We start from the raw sequence: 20,569 nt of genomic DNA on the forward strand, positions 1-20,569 counted from the left end.
GAAACGGGCCTCCTGGCCTCAGTGCGTGGCGGTGTCGGCGGAGGGCCCGAGGAACTTCGCGATCGCGTCCGCGACCCACTGCGGTTCCTCTTCCGGCAGCAGGTGACCGCCGTCGGGATGCACCAGTTCCTCGGCGCCGGGGATGTCGCGGGCGAAGTGCTGGCCGTCGATGCCGTGGCTGCGCAGTACGAGCGTGGGCACCGTGATGCGGGGAATCTGTGCGCTGCGGTCGGGCTGGTCGGTGTTGCAGAAGTCGACGAAGGCCGAGCGGTTGCCGGGTCGGCTCATGAGCTGGTGGGCCCGGTCCACCATGGCATCGTCCACGATCGTGGAGCGCGGGCCGACGTTCGAGCGCAGGTTGCGTTCGATGGCGCCACGCGGCATCACACGCCGAAGCAGAGGGCGCAGCAGCGGATTGCGGGTCAGGCGCATGCCCGTTGGCACCGCCTTCTCCGGGTATCCGGTGGCATTGACCAGCACCAGGCCGGTCAGCCGCTCCGGGTGGTCCAGCGCGAGGTTCCAGGCGATGTTGCCTCCCAGTGAGTTGCCGGCCACTGCGTAGCGCGGCACCCCCAGCTCCTTCAGGAAGCCGGCCACCGTAGCGGCGTAGGTCGGGATGCGGTAGTCGCGGTCCTTGCGCGGGCCGGTCAGGCCGAACCCGGGCAGGTCGGGGCGGATGACGTCGAACGCCTCTGACAGCAGGTCCACTGCACGGTCGAAGTGCTGAAGCGACGAGGCGCTGCCGTGCAGCAGGACGAGTGCAGGGCCGCGACCAGCGCGTTTGTAGTGCATGCGCAGACCGTCCACCGCGACGAACCGGGAATCGGGCTGGGGCTGTGACCACGTGCTCATAATGGATACACTGTTGCCGATAAGGTCTTCGTGTCAAGGGGGGTGTCGGGGAGGTACGGCCCTCGGGGCCTGCGACGCCGATCGCGCACTGCGGCAGCACCCGGGCCGGGCGGGGGGCGAAGCCGCGGGGCATGCCGGCCTCGGTGTGGCCTCGGCCCGTCGGTCTGTGGCCAGTCGGTACGTGCGCGGTTCGACGATGCGCAGGGATGCAGCTGTTCGCCCGCGAGCCCCGACCGACGACGCCTGCGCGGAGCGCTCAAGGACGTGCGTGCAGACTTCGGCCGCGCTGCCGAAGCGGGACGACACCTGCGCAATGGGCGCGAGACAGGCCCTGCTTCAGCGGCAGCACCTCGGCCACCGCGCCCCAGCGCCCGCCCTGCTCGGCGGTGAAGGCGCCCTGGGGCCAAGGACAGGTGACGGGCACGGTTGACGCCGCGAACGATTCCGCATGGCGACGTCCGCCAGCAGGGCGTGCTCGCTGTGGGGGACGCGGCAGCGTTGACCGCGACGATGACGGGCATCCCCTGATCGACCACCGTCGATGTCGGTCACGAACCGGTCGCGGAGCTCTCGGACAGGGCACGAAGGAAGCCGGCGTGCGTCTCGCCGGTGAAGGCGGCCGGGCCGCCACCAGTGAGCCCCTTTCCAACGGCGCTGTGTCACGGACATCTGGTAGACCCTGGCTATGACGTTCTTGGCGGTGGTCGAGGGTGATGTGCGCGGATGGCGCATCGATCGGGATGCGCCGACAGACGCCATGCGTGCCTGGCAGCCAGAGAACGAGATCGACTCCATACACCGCAGCGATCTGCGGACCCTGTCCTGGCGCCGTGCCAACCCGGCTGACGCCCGGGTACCGCTGGCCCGTCTCGGTTGCTCGAAGCCCGCGGCCTGGTCCGCGGAAGGCCGAAGCCGGCGGGAGGGCGGCCAGGCGTGCCGGCACCGGCGCACCCTCCGCTGGGTGACCGACCTGAAGACGGTGACCCGACGCCAGACGGCGGAGATCTTCCTCGTCGTCACCGATGTCGTCATCGACCCGCCCCACGCCGCCGTGCGCCGGCTCCTCACCGGTGAGCGTGAAGTCCCCGCCGCTTTGGAAGACATCGTCGAGCGCGTCACCCGGTCACAGCTGATCCCGGTTGCGACGCAATGAGTGCGCCGCACCGGCCTGCTGGGCAGCTCGTGGAGAAGCGCGGGCTTCTCGCGCACGGGGATGGCGTGGCGCCGCACCATCACGCCGAAGGGCAGTTGCTGTACCCCTCGGCGGGGGTTCTGGCCACCACGACGAAGCGCGGCACCTGGATCGCCCCGGCCAGCCGGGTCGCGTGGACGCCGCCGGGTTTTGAGCACTACCACCGCGCGTACGGGCAGACCGAGGTCCGGGTGGTGGAAGTGTCCGGCGTGCTGTGCGCGTCGCTGCCGGATGAGCCGAGGGTGTTCGCGGTGTCCCCGCTGCTGCGGGAGGCGTTGCTGGTGCTCACCGGTGGCCGCGAGCTTCGGCCGGCGGCACGCGACCGGCTTCGCGGGGTGGTCGTGGACGAGTTGGTGGATGCTCCCGAGGAGGCGCTGCACCTTCCGGAGCCGGCAGATGATCGTCTTCGTGCGGTCACGGACCTGCTGCATGCCGATCCCGCGGCATCGTCGACGTTGGCGGAGCTGGGGCGGACGGTCGGGGCCGGCGAACGGACGTTGAGCCGTCTGTTCCAGACCGAGCTGGGGATGAGCTTCCACCGATGGCGGAGGCTGCTGCGGGTCCAGCACGCGCTCATCAGGCTGGCCGAGGGGGAGGGCGTCATCGATACGGCCGCGCGGCTCGGGTGGGCCAACCCGACCAGCTTCATCGAAGCGTTCACCGCCATCGTCGGCCAGACTCCCGGGCGGTATCAGCTGGAGGTGCGTCGCAGGGAACGATGACCACCGCAGCTTGGCGGGTTTCCGGAACATCCTGTCGACCTGCTGGTACCAGGCGGCCCGGGCGGCCGCTGACCATGGGGGCATGCAAGCAAACCGATCAATGTCAGAAGCGGACGAGCACACCACCGTGGTGATCGTGGGTGCGGGAGTCGCCGGGCTCGCGCTCGGCAATCTCCTGCTGCGACGGGGAATTGACTGCGTCATCGTGGAGAAGCGGAGCCGCGAATACGTCGAGCAGCGTCAGCGGGCCGGGGTCATCGACACCCGGGCGGCGCGCATGTTCCGGGCGTGGGGCCTCGACGAGCGAGTGGTCGGCGGCGTCCCGACCGAGCCGGTGCTGAACTTCCGCGTCGACGGCCGAACGCTCGCCCTCAAGCTCGACGCGGACGACCACGGCGACGGGCGGTTCTGTCCCCAGCAGGTTCTGGTCCGCAACCTCATCGAGGTGTTCCTCGCCGATGGCGGAGACCTTCGCTTCGACGCCGAGGTCTCGCTGGGAGACATCGCCGGGGACGAACGCCCTCTCGTTCGCTGTCGGGACAGAGCGGGCGCGACGAAGGTGATCGGTTGCGAGTTCGTCGCCGGTTGCGACGGCGACCGTGGCGTCAGCAGGGCCGCCATTCCCGGCGAGGTTCTCACTCGCTACGCGCACGAGTACGGATACGCATGGCTGACCGTCCTGGCCGAGGTCCCCGCCAACCATCAGTCCATGATGGCGCTCCACCCGCGTGGCTTCGCCGGACAGTTCGCCCGCGGTCCGCACGCGAGCCGCTTCTACCTTCAGTGCCCCCTCGACAGTTCCGCGGCGCAGTGGACGGACGAGCGAATCTGGGACGAGCTCCAGACCCGCTTCGGTGAACCCGTGGCCGTCAGGGGACCGATTGTCAGCACGAACCTCGTGCCCTTGCGCGGTGTGGTGTACAGCCCCATGAGCTACGGCCGGCTGTACCTGCTCGGGGACGCCGCCCACATCGTGCCTCCGATGAGCGCGAAAGGAATGAACCTGGCCCTGCACGACGCCGAGGTGTTCGCCAACGCAGTGATCCGTTATCGGCAGGACGACGACGCGAGCCTGCTCGACAGCTACTCGTCGACGTGCCTTCGTCACGTGTGGAACTACCAGGCGTTCGCCACGTGGTGGACCGAACTGGTGCACAACGCCGCAGACGCATCGCACCAAGGGGAGTTCCGGCACCGGATCGCCCGAGCGGATCTTGCGCGGTTGTTCGAGTCCGGCTCGGCGAACCGGCTGTTCAGCGAGTTCATCGCCGGGCTGCAATGATGTCCTGGGGCGAGGCGAATACGGGCCCCCGCCGCCGCTCGCCTGCCGGGTGGAGTCGTCGACGGTGGCGTCCGCGAGGAGCCTCCCACGGCCGATGACCACCAGACGGTCGGCGATCAGCGCGGTCTCGCTCCCGTCAGGTGCGAGGAGAGCATCACCGTCCAGGGGCGGCCGCGATGCCGGACCGCTGGCCCATGCGAGCGAGGAGGCCCCCGCCCGCTTGCCGGTCACGCTGGCCAGACCGGCCAGTTCGAGGATCTCTTCGACCCGGCGGCGCACCGTTGGGGCCGAGGAAGCCGGTGACCTCACCGGGCTTGACGGTGCAGTTCACATGGCCGACGACGGTCTTGTCGCCGTACCGTGTGGTCAGTTCACGCGCTTCGATCATGAGTGTGCGACGGGAGACACTTCGCCGCCCGAGTGGTAGCGCGGTGCCACTCGGGCGCAGGTCACCGGTACGCCTCGGGTATGACACGTGCCGGCGGGTGTGCGTCGGCCTTCGGCCCCATACCGGTGAGCCAAGGGCATGCACCGCCCTGTCCGCGCTCTTGAACGCCGTGACCTCTGGCTTTGCGGTTCTGTGGGCCGACATGGAGGTCTTCCCCAGTCCCGAACTTCCCGGGGTGGCGGAATCGTACGAGTGACCGGTCAGGGTGCCCCGGGTCGGTGGTGCGGCGCTGGGCGGCCGCAAGACCGGTTTCGCCGACGGGTGGTTCCACAGCATCCTCTCGGCGGGTTCCCGGGCCGTTGACCTGGGCTTCCCAGGTCGCGCGGCAAGGATCGGCGACGTCCTCCGCCGCTCGTCGGCGTACGGACTGACAGCGGACTCCCCGTCAATTCCCAGCGAGCTCCCCGCATTTCCCCTGGCGCACCGGTCAGAGTCGACCCCGGCGCACCACAAGGGTGTGGGCGCGACCGGGAGCCGCCCCACCGACCCCCACCGCCCGAGGAATCATGACGCACACCAGCAGCAGTCCCCCCACGGCTCGGCGTTTCCAGCCGGCGCAACGGACTGACGTCCCTGGCTCGACCGCCACGCACTCGCCGACCGTCGAGATCGTCATTCCCGTCTACAACGAGGAACGGGCCCTGCCCGGCTGCATCCGCACCCTCCATGCCCGGCTGCGCGATCAGTTGCCGTACCCCTGGCGGATCACCGTGGCGGACAACGCCAGCGTCGACCGTACCCTCGCCGTGGCCCGTGAGCTCTCCGAGGAACTGCCCGGTGTCGGCGTCGTCCACCTGGAGCGCAAGGGGCGCGGTCTGGCGCTGCGCACCGTCTGGGGAATGAGCGATGCCGACATCGTCGTCTACATGGACGTGGACCTGTCCACCGGCCTGGACGGACTGCTCCCGCTGATCGCGCCGCTGGCCAGCGGTCACTCCGACCTCGCCATAGGCAGCCGCCTCGCCCCCGGCGCTCGCACCGTGCGCGGCCCGCGTCGTGAGCTGATCTCCCGCTGCTACAACGCGTTGATCCGGCTCACCCACGGCGCCCGTTTCAGCGACGCCCAGTGCGGGTTCAAGGCGGCCCGCACCGACGTGCTCCGCCCGCTGCTGGCCAGGACCGAGGACGACGCCTGGTTCTTCGACACCGAACTGCTGCTGCTCGCCGAGCACAACGGCCTGCGCATCCACGAGGTCCCCGTCGACTGGGTGGAGGACGTCGACACCCGGGTGGACGTGGTCGGCACGGCCGCCGATGACCTCAAGGGCCTGTGGCGCATGGCCAGGCTCAAGGCGTCGGGTGCTGCCCGCGTCCCGGTGCCGCGCCGCCCCCTGCCCGCCGCGGAGCACCCGGACGCCGTCCTGGCCCCGGACACGGCCCGCTCCCAGCTCGCCTGGCAGATAGGCTGCTTCGTCCTCATCGGCATCGCCTCGACCGCCGGACAGGCCCTCCTGTACTGGGTGCTGCGCGGCTGGTGGCAGCCCGCCGTGGCCAACTTCGTCTCGCTCCTCGTGCTCACCCTGCTGAACACCGAGGCCAACCGCCGCCTGACCTTCCGCTACTTGGCGGACGGTGTCGGGGCGGGACGGGCCCACCTGGGCGCCGGTGCCCTGTTCGTCGTCGGCTACCTCGTCACCTCGGCCGCGGTCCTGGTCTTCCGCGACGCCGTGCCGGACGCCTCCGCGGCCGCCGAGACACTCGTCCTCGCCGCCTCCTCGGTCCTGGTGACCGCCCTGCGCTTCGTGGTGCTGCGACTGGCCGTCTTCCGGCGCCGTGCCTGATGACCTCCTACTTCCCGAGAGCGAATCCCACCATGACCCCCACCACCGAGGCGCACGCGCACCGCGTCCTGCGTCTCCCCGTCACCAGTCGTGCCCTGCCACGCTGGGCGGCCCCCGCCGCCCTGGGCGCGATCCTGCTCCTGTCCGCGCTGCTGTACGGCTGGGCCCTCGGCTCCCTCGGCTGGGCCAACAGCTACTACTCGGCCGCGGTGAAGTCGATGGGCCGCGACTGGACGAACTTCCTGTTCGGCTCCTTCGACCCGGCCGGTGTCGTCACGGTCGACAAGCCGCCGGCGGCGCTGTGGCCGCAGGTCGTCAGCAGCAAGATCTTCGGGATGCACGGGTGGGCGCTGGTCCTGCCCCAGGTGGTGGAGGGCGTCGCCGCCGTCTTCGTGCTGCACCGTACGATCCGGCGCTGGGCGGGCGAGGGCGCGGCGCTGCTCGGCGCACTGGTGATGACGCTGACGCCGATCACCGTCGCCATCAACAGGGACAACAACCCCGACACGCTGCTGGTGCTGTTCCTGGTCGCCGCCGCCTATGCGCTGACCCGTGCCCTGCAGACCGGCTCGGGCCGGCGTTCCACCTGGTGGCTGTGTGCGAGCGGGTTCCTGATCGGCTGTGGCTTCCTCACGAAGATGATGGCGGCCTGGATGGTGCTGCCCGCCCTCGCGGCGGCCTGGCTCGTGGGTGCGCGGGGGACCTGGCTCGCCCGGATCGGGCGGCTGCTGATCGCCGGCGGCGTGTGCGCGGTGTCCTCGCTGTGGTGGGTGGTGATGGTCGCCTGGTGGCCCGGCGAGAAGCCGTACATCGGTGGCAGCACCGACGGCGGGGCCTGGGACCTGGTGACCGGCTACAACGGGCTCGGCCGGATCTTCGGCGAGAGCCCGGGCGGTGGTGGCATGGGCAACTTCGGCGGCGGCTTCGGCGGCGACGCCGGGCTGCTGCGGCTGTTCAACGACCAGGTGGCGGGGCAGATCAGCTGGCTGCTGCCGGTGAGCGCGGTGGCCTTGGTCGTCGCGGTGGCCGGAGCCGGCATGCGCCGGCGCGGCGGCAGCTCGGCGGGGGAGGCACTGGCGGGTTCCGGGTGGGTGCTGTGGGGGACGTGGCTGGTGGTGTGCGGGCTGGTGTTCTCCACCCAGCAGGGGATCTTCCACCCGTACTACACGACCCAACTCGCCCCGGCCGTCGCCGCGTTGACGGCCGGTCTGGTGACCGCGCTGGTCCGGGCGCACCGGGCCGGGGCGCGCTGGGCGCTGCCCGTCGGCGCCGGGACCGTACTGGTGACCATCGTCTGGGCCGTGATCGTGATCCGCCGGGAGCCGTCCTGGCACGGGTGGCTGGCCTGGGTGGTGCTCCTGCTGGGGCTGATCGCCGTCGGGCTGCTGGTGGCCGCGGGGCGGGCGGTCCGGCTTCTTCCGGTCGCCCTGGGCGGCGCGCTCGCGGCGGTGCTGCTCGCGCCTGCCGCGTGGGCGGTGAGCGTGCCTGGCGGGTCCGGGTCGGCGATGGGCGGAAGCAACCCGACGGCCGGGCCGGCGACCATGTCGTTCGGCAAGAGGAACGGTGGCACGTTGCCCGAGGGCCTCGGCGGCCGCGGAGGATCCGGCATGCCCGGCGCTTCCTCGGGCGAACTGCCCGAGGGTATGCCCTCGGGCATGCCCACCGACATGCCCGGGTTCCCGGGCCGGACTGGCGGCGGTTCGGGCTCCGCCGGCGGCTCCATGCCCTCCTTCCCCGCAACCGGCGGCGGCAGCGGCTCGGGCGGCCGACGCGGCTTCGGCGGACCGGGCGGTGCTACGACGCTCACCTCCGAACAGCGCAAGATCCTCGACTTCGCCACCGCGCACTCCGGCGGCGCCCGCATCACCCTCGCAGTGGACGGGGGAGCTCAGAGTGCGGCCACGTTCATCCTGAACAGCGATGTCACGGTCATCGGCATGGGCGGCTTCAGCGGCACCGACGACGCACCCTCCGTGCGGCAGCTGCAGAAGTGGACCAAGGACGGCGAACTGCGCTACGTACTCGGCTCCGGCTCCGCCGGCGGCATGGGCGCCATGATGGGCGGCAAGGACAGCGCCGCCTCCCAGCGGTCGACCTGGATCACACAACACTGCACCAAGGTGCCCGCCAAGAAGTACGGCGGCACCAGCAGCCCCGACGGCAGCGGCTCGGAGGAGGGCGGCATCATGGGCCTCACCGGCACGACCTTGTACGACTGCGCCGCCAAGTAACCAGTACAGCAGCGGCAGAACGGACGACACCGCACCATGCCCGAACCGCCCGCCGCCCCGGCCCCGTACCGGCTCCTGGTGGTCGAGGACGACCCCGGTATCCGCATGCTGCTGGAGTCGGCGCTGCGGCTGTCCGGCTACGTGGTCGCCGGCGCCGCCACCGGACGGGACGCCCTGCGCGACATCGAGGGGCTGCGCCCCGACCTCGTCCTGCTGGACGTGATGCTGCCCGACCTGGACGGCTACGAGGTCACGCGCAGTCTGCGCGCTGCGGGTGTGCGAACGCCGGTGCTGTTCCTCACGGCCCGCGGTGAGGTCGCCGACCGCATCGCGGGCCTCGCCGCGGGCGGCGACGATTATGTGACCAAGCCGTTCAGCATCGAGGAGGTGCTGCTGCGCATCCGCGCCATCCTGCGCCGCACGGATCCCGAACACCCCTCCGACGCGGAGAGCGCCGACAGCGGGATCCTGCGCTTCGCCGACCTGGAGCTGGACGAGTACGCGCACGAGGTGCACCGGGCCGGCGAGTACATTCCGCTGTCCCCGACGGAGTTCAATCTGCTCGCCTACCTCATGGAGAACGCGGGCCGGGTACTGAGCAAGAGCAAGATCCTCAACCATGTGTGGGGGTACGACTTCGCCGGCGACGGCCGCATCGTGGAGACCTACGTCAAGTACTTGCGTCGCAAGATCGACCGCTTCGACCCACCCCTGCTGCACACCGTGCGCGGCGTGGGCTACTGCCTGCGGCTGCCTCGCGCCGGGGCGGACCTGTGATCCGCAGACGCCCCTGGTCACTGCGCGGCCGCCTGGTGTGGGGCGTCACCCTGCTCGCTGCGGTCGCGGTCCTCACCGCACAGGCCATCGGGTTCCTGGTGCTGCGCTCCTGGCTGCTCAACCGGGTCGACCAGCAGCTGACGGAGTTCGTCCTCCCGAGCCGCGCCCTCGCCGGTGAGGCGGTGCTGCTCACCAGGCCGGCCGTGGACTCGGCCACCCTGCCCTCGGACTTCCGGATCACTGTCTACGACGCCTCGGGTGAGGAGCGGGGAACTCTCGGCGGTGGGACGAAGCCGGGCCCGGCGCTTCCGTCCGACACCGGCCGACTCCACCTGGAGAGGGGGCGTCAGGCCACCGTCCCGGCCGAGTCCGGCGACGGTCACTGGCGGGTCCTGTGGAAGGACGCCGAACCAGGCGGCACCACGTTCGTGGTCGCCCTGCCCCTCGACACCGTCGAGGGGGCCACGTCGAAACTGCTCGCCCTCAACCTGGCCGTCTTCGCCGTGGCCGTGGTCGGGCTGATCGCCGTCGGCCGGTGGGTCGTCCGCCTCGGCCTCCTGCCGCTGACCCGGATGGAGCACACCGCTCAGCACATCACGGCGGGAGATCTGAGCGTACGGCTGCCCGACACCGACCCGCGCACCGAAACCGGCCGTCTTGGAACCGTACTGAACGACATGCTCGACCGCCTCCAACAGGCCCTGCGCCAACGCGAGTTCTCGGAGGCCCGGCTGCGTCGCTTCGTCGCCGACGCCGGACACGAGCTGCGCACCCCCCTCACCTCCATCCAGGGCTTCGCCCAGCTGGCCCTGCGTCACCCGGACCGCCCCGCCGCACAGCGCCGGGAGGCCGACGAACAGGTCGCCAGGAACGCCGAGCGCATGAACCATCTCGTCGACGACCTGCTCCTGCTGGCCAAACTCGACCAGGAACCGGCCTACCGCACCGTCCCCGTCGACCTGCTCTCCCTCGCGGCCGACGCGGTGAGCGCTGCGGCCGTACGGAGCGGGGGCGAGCACCGGGTGACGCTCAGCCCGCTCGACGCGAAGGCCGGTGACGCCGGAAGCCGCGAACTCGAGGTCGTGCAGACGGTGGGGGATCCGGACCGTCTGCTCCAGGTGGTGAACAACCTGCTGTCCAACGCGCTCGTCCACACCCCGCCGGGCACTTCGGTCGACGTACGCGTGGGTAGGGTCCGCGCGGGGGCGACGACAGGAGGTACCGACTGCCCCGGCCGGGCCGGCGGTTCGCCGCCGCTGACCACGGGCACACCGGTCTGCGTGATCGAAGTCGCCGACCAGGGGCCGGGACTGCCGCCGGAGGAGGCCGAGCGGGTCTTCGAGCGCTTCTACCGCGTCGATCCCTCCCGTTCCCGTGACCATGGCGGCAGCGGGCTCGGCCTCGCCATCGCCACGGCGATCGCCCAGGGCCACGGCGGCCGCTTGGAGGTCGATACCGGAGTGGGTGCCGGGTGCACCTTCCGCCTGGTGCTTCCGGTCAGGGACTGACTGGCAGGCGGGGTCTGGCTGGAAGCCCTCGGCAGGGGTGAGGCGTTGCAGGGACCGGTCGCCGAGGCGGTGGGCAGCCGTTCGCCGATTTCGTTCCCTGCGATCCAGACCTTCTGCGCGAACTCCGCCTCAGCCTCTGGATCGACGCCCGAAGCGAGGGCAGGGGTCGACTTCGCGGCGGGTGACCGAGTAGCCGAGGCGGCGGATCTGGAGCGAGGCGTTCCATCAGGGTCTCGACGTGGGTGAGGGTGGCAAGGGTGAGGCCATATCCGTCCGGACGGCCGCGGCATTCTCGCCGAGCCGCTCAGGTGCCGCGTCGAGCGTGGCCTGGGAACGGCCGGTGATCTCCGCCTTGCACCAGCAGCTCCGCCAGCGCGAGGCCCATACCGCGGTCGCTCCGTTCCATCATCAAAAACATGTCGATTTATCTGGATGGCGCCGTTCATGAAGCGAGTCAGCCGAGGGCTTCGATCTTCATGTCGCCTGTGGTGACCGTGCGGATGTGATCGCTGGCGAGCAGGTCGTGCGGATTGCCGAGGTCGACGGCGCTGACCTCGTCGAGGCGGGCCAGCTGGGACGGAGTGAGGTCGACCTCCAGGGCACCCAGGTTGTCCTCCAACTGCCCGACGGTGCGGGCGCCGATGATGGGTGCCGTCACGCCCGGGGCGTTCAGGGTCCAGGCCAGTGCGACCTGGGCGGGGGTGCGGCCCAGCTCCGAGGCCACCTGCTTCACCGCATCGGCAATGGAGAGGTTTCGGTCGGTGACCCATCCCAGGGCGACGTTGAGGCTCTTGCGGTTGCTGGCGGTTTCGCCGACAACGGACCCCGCCTGGTTCTGGTCCTCCCGGCTGTACTTGCCGGTGAGCACCCCGCCGCCCAACGGGGAGAAGGGGACCACGCCGAGTCCCATCTCGCGTGCCATCGGGATCAGGTCACGCTCCGCGGTGCGCTCGATCAGGCTGTACTCGGTCTCCAGCGCGACCAGTGGCGACCAGCCGCGCAGGTCTGCGATCGCCTGCATGCGCGACACCTGCCAGGCCGGGGCACTGGAGATCGCCACGTACAGCACCTTGCCCTGCCTCACCAGGTCGTCCAGACCCCGCAGGATCTCCTCCACCGGCGTCCTGAAGTCCCATACGTTCACGTAGAGAAGATCGATGTAGTCGGTGTTCAGCTGCCGCAGACTGGCTTCCACCGACGCCAGCATGCTCTTGCGGTGGGTACCCCCGGAATTCGGGTCACCGGGCTGACGCAGCGTCGAGTACTTCGTCGCCAGCACCATCTTGTCGCGGTCGGTGCGGGCGAATTCGCCGAGCAGTCGCTCGGAGCTGCCGTTGGTGTAGGTGCTGGCGGTGTCGAAGAAGTTGCCGCCGAGCTCGGTGTAGCGGTCGAAGAGCTTGCGCGCCTCGTCGCGCTCGGCGCCCCAGCCCCACTCGGTGCCGAAGGTCGCCGTGCCCAGCGCGAGCGGTGAGACCTGGAGTCCGGAACGGCCCAGCAGCCGGTAGGTGTCGAGAGTGAGTGCCATCGCGTTCTCCTGTGAGGTGCGGTTCTTGGCGTACGAGAGGTGCGGATTGGTGGTCGACTGGCCCGGGTTTTCAGGCGCCGAGCCCGTAGCCGCCGGCCACGGTGATGTCCTGGCCGGTGAGGTGGCCGGCGGCGTCCGAGGCGAGGAAGGCGACTGCTTCCGCGACCTCCTGGCTGGTTCCGAAGCGCTCGGAGGGGGGCTTCGAGCGCATGGCGTCCCGGCCGCTCTCGGGCGCCCTCAGCTTGTTGAGCGCCGGGGTGTCGGTGGCCCCGGGACTCACGGCGTTGACGTGAATCCTGCGCGGGGCCAGTTCGAGCGCGAGCGGGGGCAGCATGGCCGGCACCGTGCCGCGTGCAGCCGCCCCCACCATGGCGCCAGGGGTGCCACGACGGGAGCCGATGCCGACGGTCAGCACGATCGAGCCGGCGTCAGCGCCGACATCAGGCGTCGGTGTCGGAGAGCACGCGCCCGTCGGATCGGACGACGAGCACGCCGCCGGGGAGCTCGGACTGCGCCCGCGCGAGGGACTGGGGATTCTGCGGGGTGACCGCGACCTGGTAGCAGCGGGCGTGCAGCAGCTCGGCCGTCGCCCTGCGATCGCCGGTCGTCTTACGGTGATGACTGCTGTAGGCATGGCAAACCTTTCGTCGCTGAAGCAGCAGGCGCTAAGACTTCAAAGCGGGGAGGTCCCCGTTTGTCTCACCGTACACTGAACCGGGGACATCCCCGAATCGTTTCCGAGCCTCACCCGACACTCACGATCACGAAGGTCATGACACCTCCACGCAGCACCCTGCGCGCCGACGCGCAGCGCAACCGCGAGCAGCTCATCGCCATGGCCGCCGAAGCCTTCGCGTCCGGACGCGCGATCTCGCTGGACGCGATCGCCAAACGCGCGGGAGTGGGGAACGCCACCCTGTACCGGCACTTCCCCACCCGAGAGGATCTGGTCGAAGAGGTCTACCGGGACCAGATCCGGCCCTTGCGCGAAGATGCGCGCACACTGCTGGCTACGAAGCCGCCCGCGCAGGCCCTCCACGCGTGGATGCTCCGCTTCGCCGACTGGGCCGGTGAACGACGCGGCATCTGCGAGGCCCTGGTCGCCATGAGCGCTTCCGGCCGCTTCGGCACCGGACCGGTCTGCGACGAGGTCCAGCAGATCCTGGCGATGGTGCTCGAGACCGGCGCCGCAGCAGGAGAACTGCGCAGCGACATCGACCCGGTCGAGGTGGGCGGCATCCTCGCCGGTTTGCTCTCCGTGGCCGGCGCGCCCGAGCAACGCCCCCAGCTGAACCGCATGCTGGACGTCGTCGTCGACGGACTCAGGCCCCGCTAAGCGATACGCCAGTGCTCCGGCGAGGCGTCGGCCTCTGCCGTACGGCACGGCTGCGGCTGTGGCGGTCGTGGCGCCTCAGGTCTTGGTGAGCACCGTTGGGATGCTTGCCTACGTTCGGCTCGTTCCCCGCCTCGCGACCGCCCGAACGGCTCGTCAGGTGTTCCTGCCGTCGCCGCTCAGCGGGGATCACCGAGGTGGATCCAGAAGCCGCCAATAGTTGATCTTGGAGGCGTCGGCGCTTCCGGCGGGCGAGCGTCGACGCAGTCGCCCGACATGGCGGCGAACCGCCGGTGACTCGACCACCATGTCCCAGCGCGCCCCGTGCGCGGCGACGACGCCCCCGAGCCATTCCGAGGCGACCGCGACGAAGTCGGCGGAGAGCACGGACTCCCGGTAGATGTCGGCGAGATGGCCGGCCTGGGCCGGGTCGCCCAATGTGCTCGCGACGCCTTCCGGATCGAGCCGCGGTACCCATCGACGCCGTGTACCCCCTCGAACAGGTCCAGGACGCCTACCGGCACGTCCAGCGACGCCACACCCGGGGAAAGATCGTCCTCAGCCTGGTGCCGAAGGCGGAACGCGTCGCCACGGCCAGGGCGCTGCGCAGGAAGGGCGCCCCCTCCGCGCACTGACCCGTCGGGCGCGCTGCGCGGAGCGGGCCGGGCAGTTCACCCGATCGGCGCAGACTGGCCCCGCCTGGACCGGGCACCAGGACCCTCACTCCGGGCGCGGTACTCCTGGCGCGTTCCGGGGTGTGCGGTGAGGACGTGCCGCAGTCATCCCCGAGCGGCTGCGGCACGTCCCACCCACCGATGGGCCCCTTGTCCAACTCGCCACCGTGGCGTGCAACATGCCGACCTTGCTCCGCGCCCGCGCTCCTGCCGGCGTCATACAACTGCGGCGGCACCGCCGCACCTCGACGCCCAACCCGTGCCCGATCGGGCGCGTGGGCGCGTCGGACATCGTGACTGTCATTCCAGGGTGCGTATGTGCTCACAGCCCAGATGGCTGACCGTGCGCCGCAGTCGGCTGCCACTCGGCGAAAACCGATCGACCAGATCTTCGGCCACGGAATCGGCCACCGAATCGAGGTTCCAGTAGGCGGCACCCGCCGAGGCGTGTTCGGCCTGGTTCTGCCATCGTACGGGGACACCGTACGCGGCGACCCGTCGCCGTCCACCCCCCTTTGAGGCCCCACTGTGAGAATCCGACCTTTGCTGTTCCTGCTTTTTGTCATCCCTGTCGTCTGGGGAGCGGTCCTCCTCGTCTCCGCGGTCACCGCCTCGGACACTGTGATCTGCCCAGGGGAGAACGTGGGGGCGGACGGCGAGGAGCGCCCCGGTCCCATGCGGCCCGGAGACCGGAACTGCAGTGTGCTGGTGGGGAACAAGGCGGTGGCCGTGCGGACGTACGAGTTGCAGCAGAATGCGCAGCGCGTGGAACGGCAGGAAGACCTCGTGCACGGCTTCCTGTACCTCGCCTACGGGATCGTGGGCGTCGCCTGTGCGCGTTTCGCCGTCCACGGGCAACGCCCGGCAGACGCTTCCTGAGACGCTTGCCGGGCGAGTCGCGCGGGCGTTGCGGAGTGCCCGCCTGCGCGTGGAGACCATCCTGTCGCGTACGGCTGGGCGGGCGGTCCGCGCCAACTACCCGATAGAGCGGCCCCGTTGCCGGAAAGGGAAAATGCGCTCCCCTCGGCCTCCCAGCCCTGACCTCGATCGCGGAAGTCGGGGTCATCAGCGGCTCGGGTAGGCCGTCGGTGCCGTTCGGTTCGGGTGGGTGTCGTTCCTGGGTGTGATTCTCCCCGGTACATCACGGCCTGGGTGTGCGCAGGCGTACCGGCAACGATGCTGTCGTGCCCGCCGGGAGGCGGAACGGGAATTCGAACGTCCGGCCAAGGAGAAAGGCTCATGACTGACACGCACGACGCACCGGTGTGGCTGGTGACAGGCTGCTCCAGCGGCTTCGGCCGCAGCATCGCCGCCCACCTGCTGGACGAGGGCAACCGGGTGGTGGTCACCGCACGCAGGACCGACTCCGTCAAGGAACTGGGCGACCGGGGCAACGCTCTCGTACTGCCCCTGGACGTCACCAGCCAGGGCAGCGTCGAGCAGGCCGTGCGCGAGGCGGAAGCGCACTTCGGCCGCATCGACGTCGTCGTCAACAACGCCGGCATCGGCTATTTCGCCGCCGTCGAGGAGACGCCGGCCGACATCGTGGACCGTCTCTTCGATGTGAACTTCCACGGCGTGGCGCGAGTCATCCACGCCGTACTGCCGGGCATGCGCGCCCGTCGCTCCGGCACCCTGGTCAATCTCACCTCCATCGGCGGCCTGGTCGGCCACCCCGCCGTCGGCTACTACTGTGCCGCCAAGTTCGCTGTCGAGGGCCTGTCGGCCAGCCTGCGCCACGAGGTCGAACCCCTGGGCATCAGGGTGATGACCGTCGAGCCGTCGGCGTTCCGCACCGACTGGGCGGGATCGTCACAGGAGACGCAGCACCCCATCCCCGACTACGACCAAACCGCCGGCGCCGCCCGCCGCGCCTACCACGCCTCCGTCGGCAAGCAGGCCGGCGATCCCGACCGCGCCGCACGCGCCCTGCTCAAGGCCGTGAACGCCGACGTACCGCCCCACCATCTCCTGCTCGGCGCCGACGCATACGACGCGGCCACTGCCCAACTGGCGCACCAGGCCGAAGAGTTCAGCGCTTGGGAGGACGTCACCCGCAGCGCCGACTTCCCCTCGGAGGGATGACGCCGACCGGGCACCTGCGCCTGGTTCGTCCGCGCGCAGTTCGTCCGGGGCGGCTCACCGGCGCCCCGGGCGCGCCAGCGACCTCCGCGAGTCGCGTGCCACCGACGCGGCACGGTCACGCGTCATCACCCCTGATCGCACAGAATGAAGAGAGGAAAGAGATCATGTCCCGATTCGACGGCAGGGTCGCCGTCATCACCGGCGGCGGTACGGGGATCGGACTGGCCACCGCACGACGCTTCCTCGGCGAGGGCGCGTCGGTCGTCATCTCCGGACGCCGCAAGGAACGCCTGGAACAGGCCGCGGCCGGCATGCCCCAGGAGCGTGTGCTGACCTTCCCCGCCGACGTCTCCGTCCGTGCCCAGTGCGACGCCCTCATCCAGGCCGCCGTCGACCGCTTCGGCCGTATCGACACCCTGGTCAACGCCGCCGGCATGAACCTCGTCGGCACCGTGGAGCAGACCAGCGACGAGGACTGGGACCGGTGCGTCGGCGCGGACCTGTCGAGCGTCTTCTACACCATGCGCGCCGCCTTGCCCCACCTGCGCGCCACCAAGGGCTCGATCGTCAACGTCGGCTCCGTCTCGTCGCTCGGCGGGGGTTGGTCCCACGCGGGCTACAACGCCGTCAAGGCCGCCGTGGCCAACCTGACCCGCTCCGTCGCCTGCGACGAGGGAAAGAACGGCGTGCACGCCAACACCGTCTGCCCCGGCCTGACCGTCACCGAGATGGTCGACACCATCATGGCCGACGACGCACTGCTGGAACGCGCCTGGGACCGCATCCCGCTGCGCCGCGCCGCCCAGCCCGACGAGGTCGCCGCGGCCATCGCCTACCTCGCCAGCGACGAGGCGGCCATCGTCACCGGCGTCGTCCTGCCCGTCGACGGCGGGCAGACCTGCACCGACGGCGGCCCGGAGTGGGGCAAGTAGACCACCGACTCAAGAAGGCCCCGCCCGAAGAACACCGTCGTCCGTCCCGGCGACTGTTCGGCCGTGCGGTGGCCTTCGGCCGCTGCGGAAGGGACGAGGAGCGCGCTGGTGCTCGGGCGCAGGCGTTCTTCCCGGGGAGGGGCCGCACACCCAGGGGTAGCGCCAGCGCGAAGCTCCAGCGTCGCGTCCACGTTCGCCCATTCGCCTGCTCGGCGCTGTTCCACATCGGCCACTGCCCCAGGGGCACGGCGCCTGGCTGACCGCATTCCGATCAGGCGGGCCGGGCCACTGGGGCCTTGCCTCGTCCCTGTCGGGTGCGGCGGCCGGCAGCCCGAGCCCGGACCGCGTCGGCCTGTAGTGCGCAGGCACCAGCACACGTATGCGGCTGGTGCGAGGGCACCAGGGGAAGTCGGCGGTGGGGGACGATGCCCGCGCAGGGCGCCGCGGGCGAGTGTGGGAGGCGCGCGCATCTCGCGCATTCCCCTTGCCTGGCAGCGTCTGGAGTGATCAACAGGTGGCTCATGGAACGTCCACACCCGAAACCGTCGTGTCCTTGGACCGGATCGGCAGATGGCCCCTGGGTGCCCTCGGCATCCTGGCACTGGCCCTGGGGACCTTGCAGTCAGTGGTGGAGCCCGCGCTCCCGCTGCTCCAGCGGGAGTTGGGGGTCAGTAATGCCGAAGGGGCATTGGTCGGCAACGCGTTACTCGTCACCGGCGCGGTCGTCACGCCCGTCGCGGGGAAACTGGGCGACCGCTACGGCGGAAAGCGGGTGCTGGTCCTGCTGATGGCAGTGGTCTCGGCCGGTGGTCTGCTGTCCGCAGCGGCGCCGAACCTGCCGGTGCTGCTGCTTGGTCAGGTGTTGCAGGGCGCCATGGTGGGTGCACTGCCCCTTTCCTTCATCCTGGTGCGCAAGCACCTCCCGGGGCGGCAGACACAGGCGGCGATCGGGCTCGTCGTCGCGCTGTTCACGGGTGGCGCCATGGTGGCGATGCTGTTCGCCGGACGGATCGCCGAGGGGATGTCCTGGCATGGGATGTTCGCGATACCGGCCATCGTGATCATCGCGGCCACGTTGATCGTGGCACGGGCGATGCCGCATGATCCACCGATCGACCCGGACCGCGGGATCGACTGGCCTGGCGTGCTTCTGCTGAGCGCCACGTTGCTGACCTTCATGCTCGGGCTCGTGAGGGTGACCAGCGACGGCGGCCTGTCGCCCCTCGCGGTCGGCGCCCTCTCGGTGGGCGTGGCCGGTCTGGCGACCGGGTGGGTCGTCGTCGAGCGCCGGGCCGCCGCGCCGATGGTGGATCTGCGGATGCTGGCCGGGCCCGCCGTGCGGAACGCGTTCGTGTCCACCTTCGCAATCACCATCAGTTCCGGCATGGTGATCTTTCTCCTTCCGCAGCTGTTCGGGATATCGGGCGACGGATACGGCTTCGGCGCCAGTACCACCGACATCGGGCTGTTCCTGCTGCCCGGCACCATCGCAGGGTCGGTGAGCGACTGGGTCGGCGGGATCGCGACGCGGCGATTCAGTCCGCATGCGGTGGTCGTCGTAGGCACCGTCGTCACGGCGGCCACGATGTTCGCCCTGGCGGCGCTGCACGAAGCGTCATGGCAGCCGGCCCTGGCCAAGGTGCTGACCGCGTTCGCCGCGGGCATCGGTACGACGGCGTTGCTGGCCGGCACGGCCACCGCCGTCGACGCCCGGGACACCGGCATCGCCACCAGCCTGCTGGTGGTGACCCGTGTGATCGGCGTTGCCCTGGGCACTCAGCTCGCCGGCGTGATCCTCGACGCCGGGGTGGACCCGCAGACGGGCCTGCCGGCCGAATCGGCCTTCGTCGCAGGGTTTGCTGTCGCGGGCCTGGCCGCCGCACTGTCCCTGCTCGTTGTCCGCACCTCCACGAAGGGAGCCCAGGCATGACATCCAACGGTGTGTCGGTGGGCGTGAGTTCACGCGTGGAGCGCGAGGTGCTGGTCTCCGGGGCCGGCATCTGCGGTCTCGCGCTCGCCTATTGGCTGTGCCGGGCCGGTTGTGCGGTCACCGTGGTGGAGAGGGCCGGTGCCTTGCGCGACGGCGGTTATCCGATCGACATCCGCGGTACGGCGATAGAAGTGGTCCGGCGGATGGGGATCCTGCCACGCCTGCGGGAGGCACACATCGACTCGCGCCGCGTCACGTTCCTCCACGCCGACGGCAGCGAAGTAGCCTCGCTCACCCCGAGCGCCGTGGCCGGCGGTGTCGAGGGACAGGACCTCGAGATCCCTCGGGGAGATCTGGCCGCAGCCCTCTACGCGCTGGTCCGGGGCGACGTGGAATTCCTGTTCAACGACTCCATCGACACCCTCGACCAGTTGCGGCAAGGCGTCGACGTCACGTTCCACAGCGGGCTTCAGCGCACGTACGACCTGGTGGTCGGCGCCGAGGGCATGCACTCACACACCCGGCAGTCCCTGTTCGGGCCCGAACAGCAGTTCCACCGCTACCTCGGCTCCTGCTTCGCCCTCTTCACCATGCCGGCCACCTTCGGGCTCTCCCGTGAGGTCATGATGTGGAACGCCCCGGGGAAAGCCGCGGCGCTCTACGCCGTCGGGGACGACGAGCAACTGCACGCCTTCTTGAACTTCCACCTCCCTCAACCACCCTTCGACGCCCTGCGTGATCCGGCCGCCCAGCGGAACCTGGTCGCCCGGGCCTTCGCAGGCGCGGGGTGGGAGATTCCCGGCATGATCAAGGCCATGCGCGAGGCGGATGACCTGTTCTTCGATACGGCCGGTCAGATCCGTATGCCGCACTGGTTCCGGGGACGGGTCGCGTTCGTCGGTGACGCCGCGTACGCACCCTCCTTCCTCACCGGGCAGGGTTCGAGCCTTGCACTGGTCGGTGCCTACATGCTCGCCCACGCCCTGGCCGCGCACGAGGATCACACGGCGGCCTTCACCGCTTACGAACGCGGCGTCCGCGACTTCGTCGCCATGAACCAGGCACTGGCCGACAACGGCGCGGCCACGCTCTTTCCCGCCACGGCGCGGGCTTTGGAGCAACGCAACATGAGGCTGCGCACCCTAGCCACCCTGCCCTCTGCGCCGGCACGGCCGGCCCACTCGGCCCTCACGCTGCCGGCCTTCGGCCAACCGATGTGATGCAGCGCCCTTGGGGGCCGGTGAGGCTGAGGTGGGAGCGGGTGGCAGCGGCCCCGGCAGGGTGTGCGCGGTCGGCT

General features: G+C 70.4%; 18 protein-coding genes and 1 pseudogene. 14 read left to right on the forward strand and 5 right to left on the reverse strand.

Features of this window, described 5'->3' with window-relative positions:
* Window positions 1-18: 18 nt before the first annotated feature.
* Window positions 19-852, reverse strand: a complete 834-nt coding sequence (locus ACYF6T_RS20205) for an alpha/beta fold hydrolase (RefSeq protein WP_461698184.1) — start codon at window positions 850-852, stop codon at window positions 19-21.
* Window positions 853-1,537: 685 nt separating this feature from the next.
* Between ACYF6T_RS20205 and ACYF6T_RS20210 the strand changes: the two genes are divergently transcribed.
* The 3 genes from ACYF6T_RS20210 (at window position 1,538) to ACYF6T_RS20220 (ending at window position 4,048) form a co-directional block, all read left to right on the forward strand.
* Entirely contained in the window at window positions 1,538-2,005 is a 468-nt protein-coding gene (locus ACYF6T_RS20210) for a hypothetical protein (protein WP_461698185.1), read from the forward strand.
* A complete protein-coding gene (locus ACYF6T_RS20215) occupies window positions 2,002-2,766 on the forward strand; it encodes an AraC family transcriptional regulator (RefSeq protein WP_461698186.1) in 765 nt (254 codons plus the stop codon). The genes ACYF6T_RS20210 and ACYF6T_RS20215 overlap by 4 nt, the downstream gene beginning before the upstream one ends.
* Before the next feature lie 100 nt (window positions 2,767-2,866).
* A complete protein-coding gene (locus ACYF6T_RS20220) occupies window positions 2,867-4,048 on the forward strand; it encodes a 4-hydroxybenzoate 3-monooxygenase (protein WP_461698187.1) in 1,182 nt (393 codons plus the stop codon).
* 27 nt (window positions 4,049-4,075) lie between these two features.
* On the opposite strand, the pseudogene ACYF6T_RS20225 reads toward ACYF6T_RS20220, so the two are convergent.
* Window positions 4,076-4,436 (reverse strand): annotated as a pseudogene (locus tag ACYF6T_RS20225) (P-loop NTPase family protein); the annotation flags it as partial.
* A gap of 566 nt (window positions 4,437-5,002) precedes the next feature.
* On the opposite strand from ACYF6T_RS20225, the gene ACYF6T_RS20230 reads away from it, so the two are divergent.
* The 4 genes from ACYF6T_RS20230 to ACYF6T_RS20245 are packed head-to-tail and all read left to right on the forward strand — an operon-like array spanning window position 5,003 to window position 10,793.
* Window positions 5,003-6,277, forward strand: a complete 1,275-nt coding sequence (locus tag ACYF6T_RS20230; RefSeq protein WP_461698188.1) for a bifunctional glycosyltransferase family 2/GtrA family protein — start codon at window positions 5,003-5,005, stop codon at window positions 6,275-6,277.
* 32 nt (window positions 6,278-6,309) lie between these two features.
* Window positions 6,310-8,508, forward strand: coding sequence for an ArnT family glycosyltransferase (locus ACYF6T_RS20235; RefSeq protein WP_461698189.1), 2,199 nt, complete (start codon window positions 6,310-6,312; stop codon window positions 8,506-8,508).
* 36 nt (window positions 8,509-8,544) lie between these two features.
* Window positions 8,545-9,285 carry a response regulator transcription factor gene (locus ACYF6T_RS20240; protein ID WP_461698190.1) on the forward strand — a complete coding sequence of 247 codons (741 nt, stop codon included), beginning with the start codon at window positions 8,545-8,547 and terminating at the stop codon, window positions 9,283-9,285.
* Window positions 9,282-10,793: a sensor histidine kinase gene (locus tag ACYF6T_RS20245; protein ID WP_461698191.1), complete on the forward strand. Its 1,512-nt coding sequence runs from the start codon at window positions 9,282-9,284 to the stop codon at window positions 10,791-10,793. The genes ACYF6T_RS20240 and ACYF6T_RS20245 overlap by 4 nt, the downstream gene beginning before the upstream one ends.
* Window positions 10,794-11,247: 454 nt before the next feature.
* Here ACYF6T_RS20245 and ACYF6T_RS20250 read toward each other — a convergent pair whose 3' ends face one another.
* Together ACYF6T_RS20250 and ACYF6T_RS20255 are read right to left on the reverse strand one after the other, a co-directional pair.
* Window positions 11,248-12,318: an aldo/keto reductase gene (locus tag ACYF6T_RS20250; RefSeq protein ID WP_461698192.1), complete on the reverse strand. Its 1,071-nt coding sequence runs from the start codon at window positions 12,316-12,318 to the stop codon at window positions 11,248-11,250.
* A gap of 70 nt (window positions 12,319-12,388) precedes the next feature.
* The gene (locus ACYF6T_RS20255; RefSeq protein WP_461698193.1) at window positions 12,389-12,952 is read right to left on the reverse strand and encodes an SDR family oxidoreductase; all 564 of its coding nucleotides are present in this window, start codon (window positions 12,950-12,952) and stop codon (window positions 12,389-12,391) included.
* A gap of 138 nt (window positions 12,953-13,090) precedes the next feature.
* Here ACYF6T_RS20255 and ACYF6T_RS20260 point away from each other — a divergent pair, with 138 nt between their 5' ends.
* Entirely contained in the window at window positions 13,091-13,654 is a 564-nt protein-coding gene (locus tag ACYF6T_RS20260) for a TetR/AcrR family transcriptional regulator (protein ID WP_461698194.1), read from the forward strand.
* A gap of 186 nt (window positions 13,655-13,840) precedes the next feature.
* Here ACYF6T_RS20260 and ACYF6T_RS20265 read toward each other — a convergent pair whose 3' ends face one another.
* Window positions 13,841-14,089, reverse strand: a complete 249-nt coding sequence (locus ACYF6T_RS20265; protein ID WP_461698195.1) for a hypothetical protein — start codon at window positions 14,087-14,089, stop codon at window positions 13,841-13,843.
* Between ACYF6T_RS20265 and ACYF6T_RS20270 the strand changes: the two genes are divergently transcribed.
* From ACYF6T_RS20270 to ACYF6T_RS20295, 6 genes are all read left to right on the forward strand, one after another.
* On the forward strand, window positions 14,089-14,286 hold the full coding sequence (locus tag ACYF6T_RS20270) for a zinc-binding dehydrogenase (RefSeq protein WP_461698196.1): 198 nt from the start codon (window positions 14,089-14,091) through the stop codon (window positions 14,284-14,286). The two genes, ACYF6T_RS20265 and ACYF6T_RS20270, sit on opposite strands and share 1 nt — an antisense overlap.
* Window positions 14,287-14,868: 582 nt before the next feature.
* Complete coding sequence (locus tag ACYF6T_RS20275; RefSeq protein WP_461698197.1) at window positions 14,869-15,204, forward strand: hypothetical protein; 336 nt, start codon at window positions 14,869-14,871, stop codon at window positions 15,202-15,204.
* Window positions 15,205-15,564: 360 nt separating this feature from the next.
* Entirely contained in the window at window positions 15,565-16,410 is an 846-nt protein-coding gene (locus ACYF6T_RS20280) for an oxidoreductase (RefSeq protein WP_461698198.1), read from the forward strand.
* A 164-nt stretch (window positions 16,411-16,574) separates the two neighbouring features.
* Complete coding sequence (gene budC, locus ACYF6T_RS20285; RefSeq protein ID WP_461698199.1) at window positions 16,575-17,342, forward strand: meso-2,3-butanediol dehydrogenase; 768 nt, start codon at window positions 16,575-16,577, stop codon at window positions 17,340-17,342.
* Between the two features lie 547 nt (window positions 17,343-17,889).
* Window positions 17,890-19,272 (forward strand): MFS transporter, encoded by a 1,383-nt coding sequence (locus tag ACYF6T_RS20290; RefSeq protein ID WP_461698200.1) that lies wholly within the window; start codon window positions 17,890-17,892, stop codon window positions 19,270-19,272.
* Window positions 19,269-20,492, forward strand: a complete 1,224-nt coding sequence (locus tag ACYF6T_RS20295; RefSeq protein WP_461698201.1) for an FAD-dependent monooxygenase — start codon at window positions 19,269-19,271, stop codon at window positions 20,490-20,492. Before ACYF6T_RS20290 ends, ACYF6T_RS20295 begins: the two co-directional genes overlap by 4 nt.
* The last annotated feature ends 77 nt before the right edge of the window (window positions 20,493-20,569 follow it).

The sequence above is a fragment of the Streptomyces sp. 7R007 genome (genome assembly GCF_054850255.1).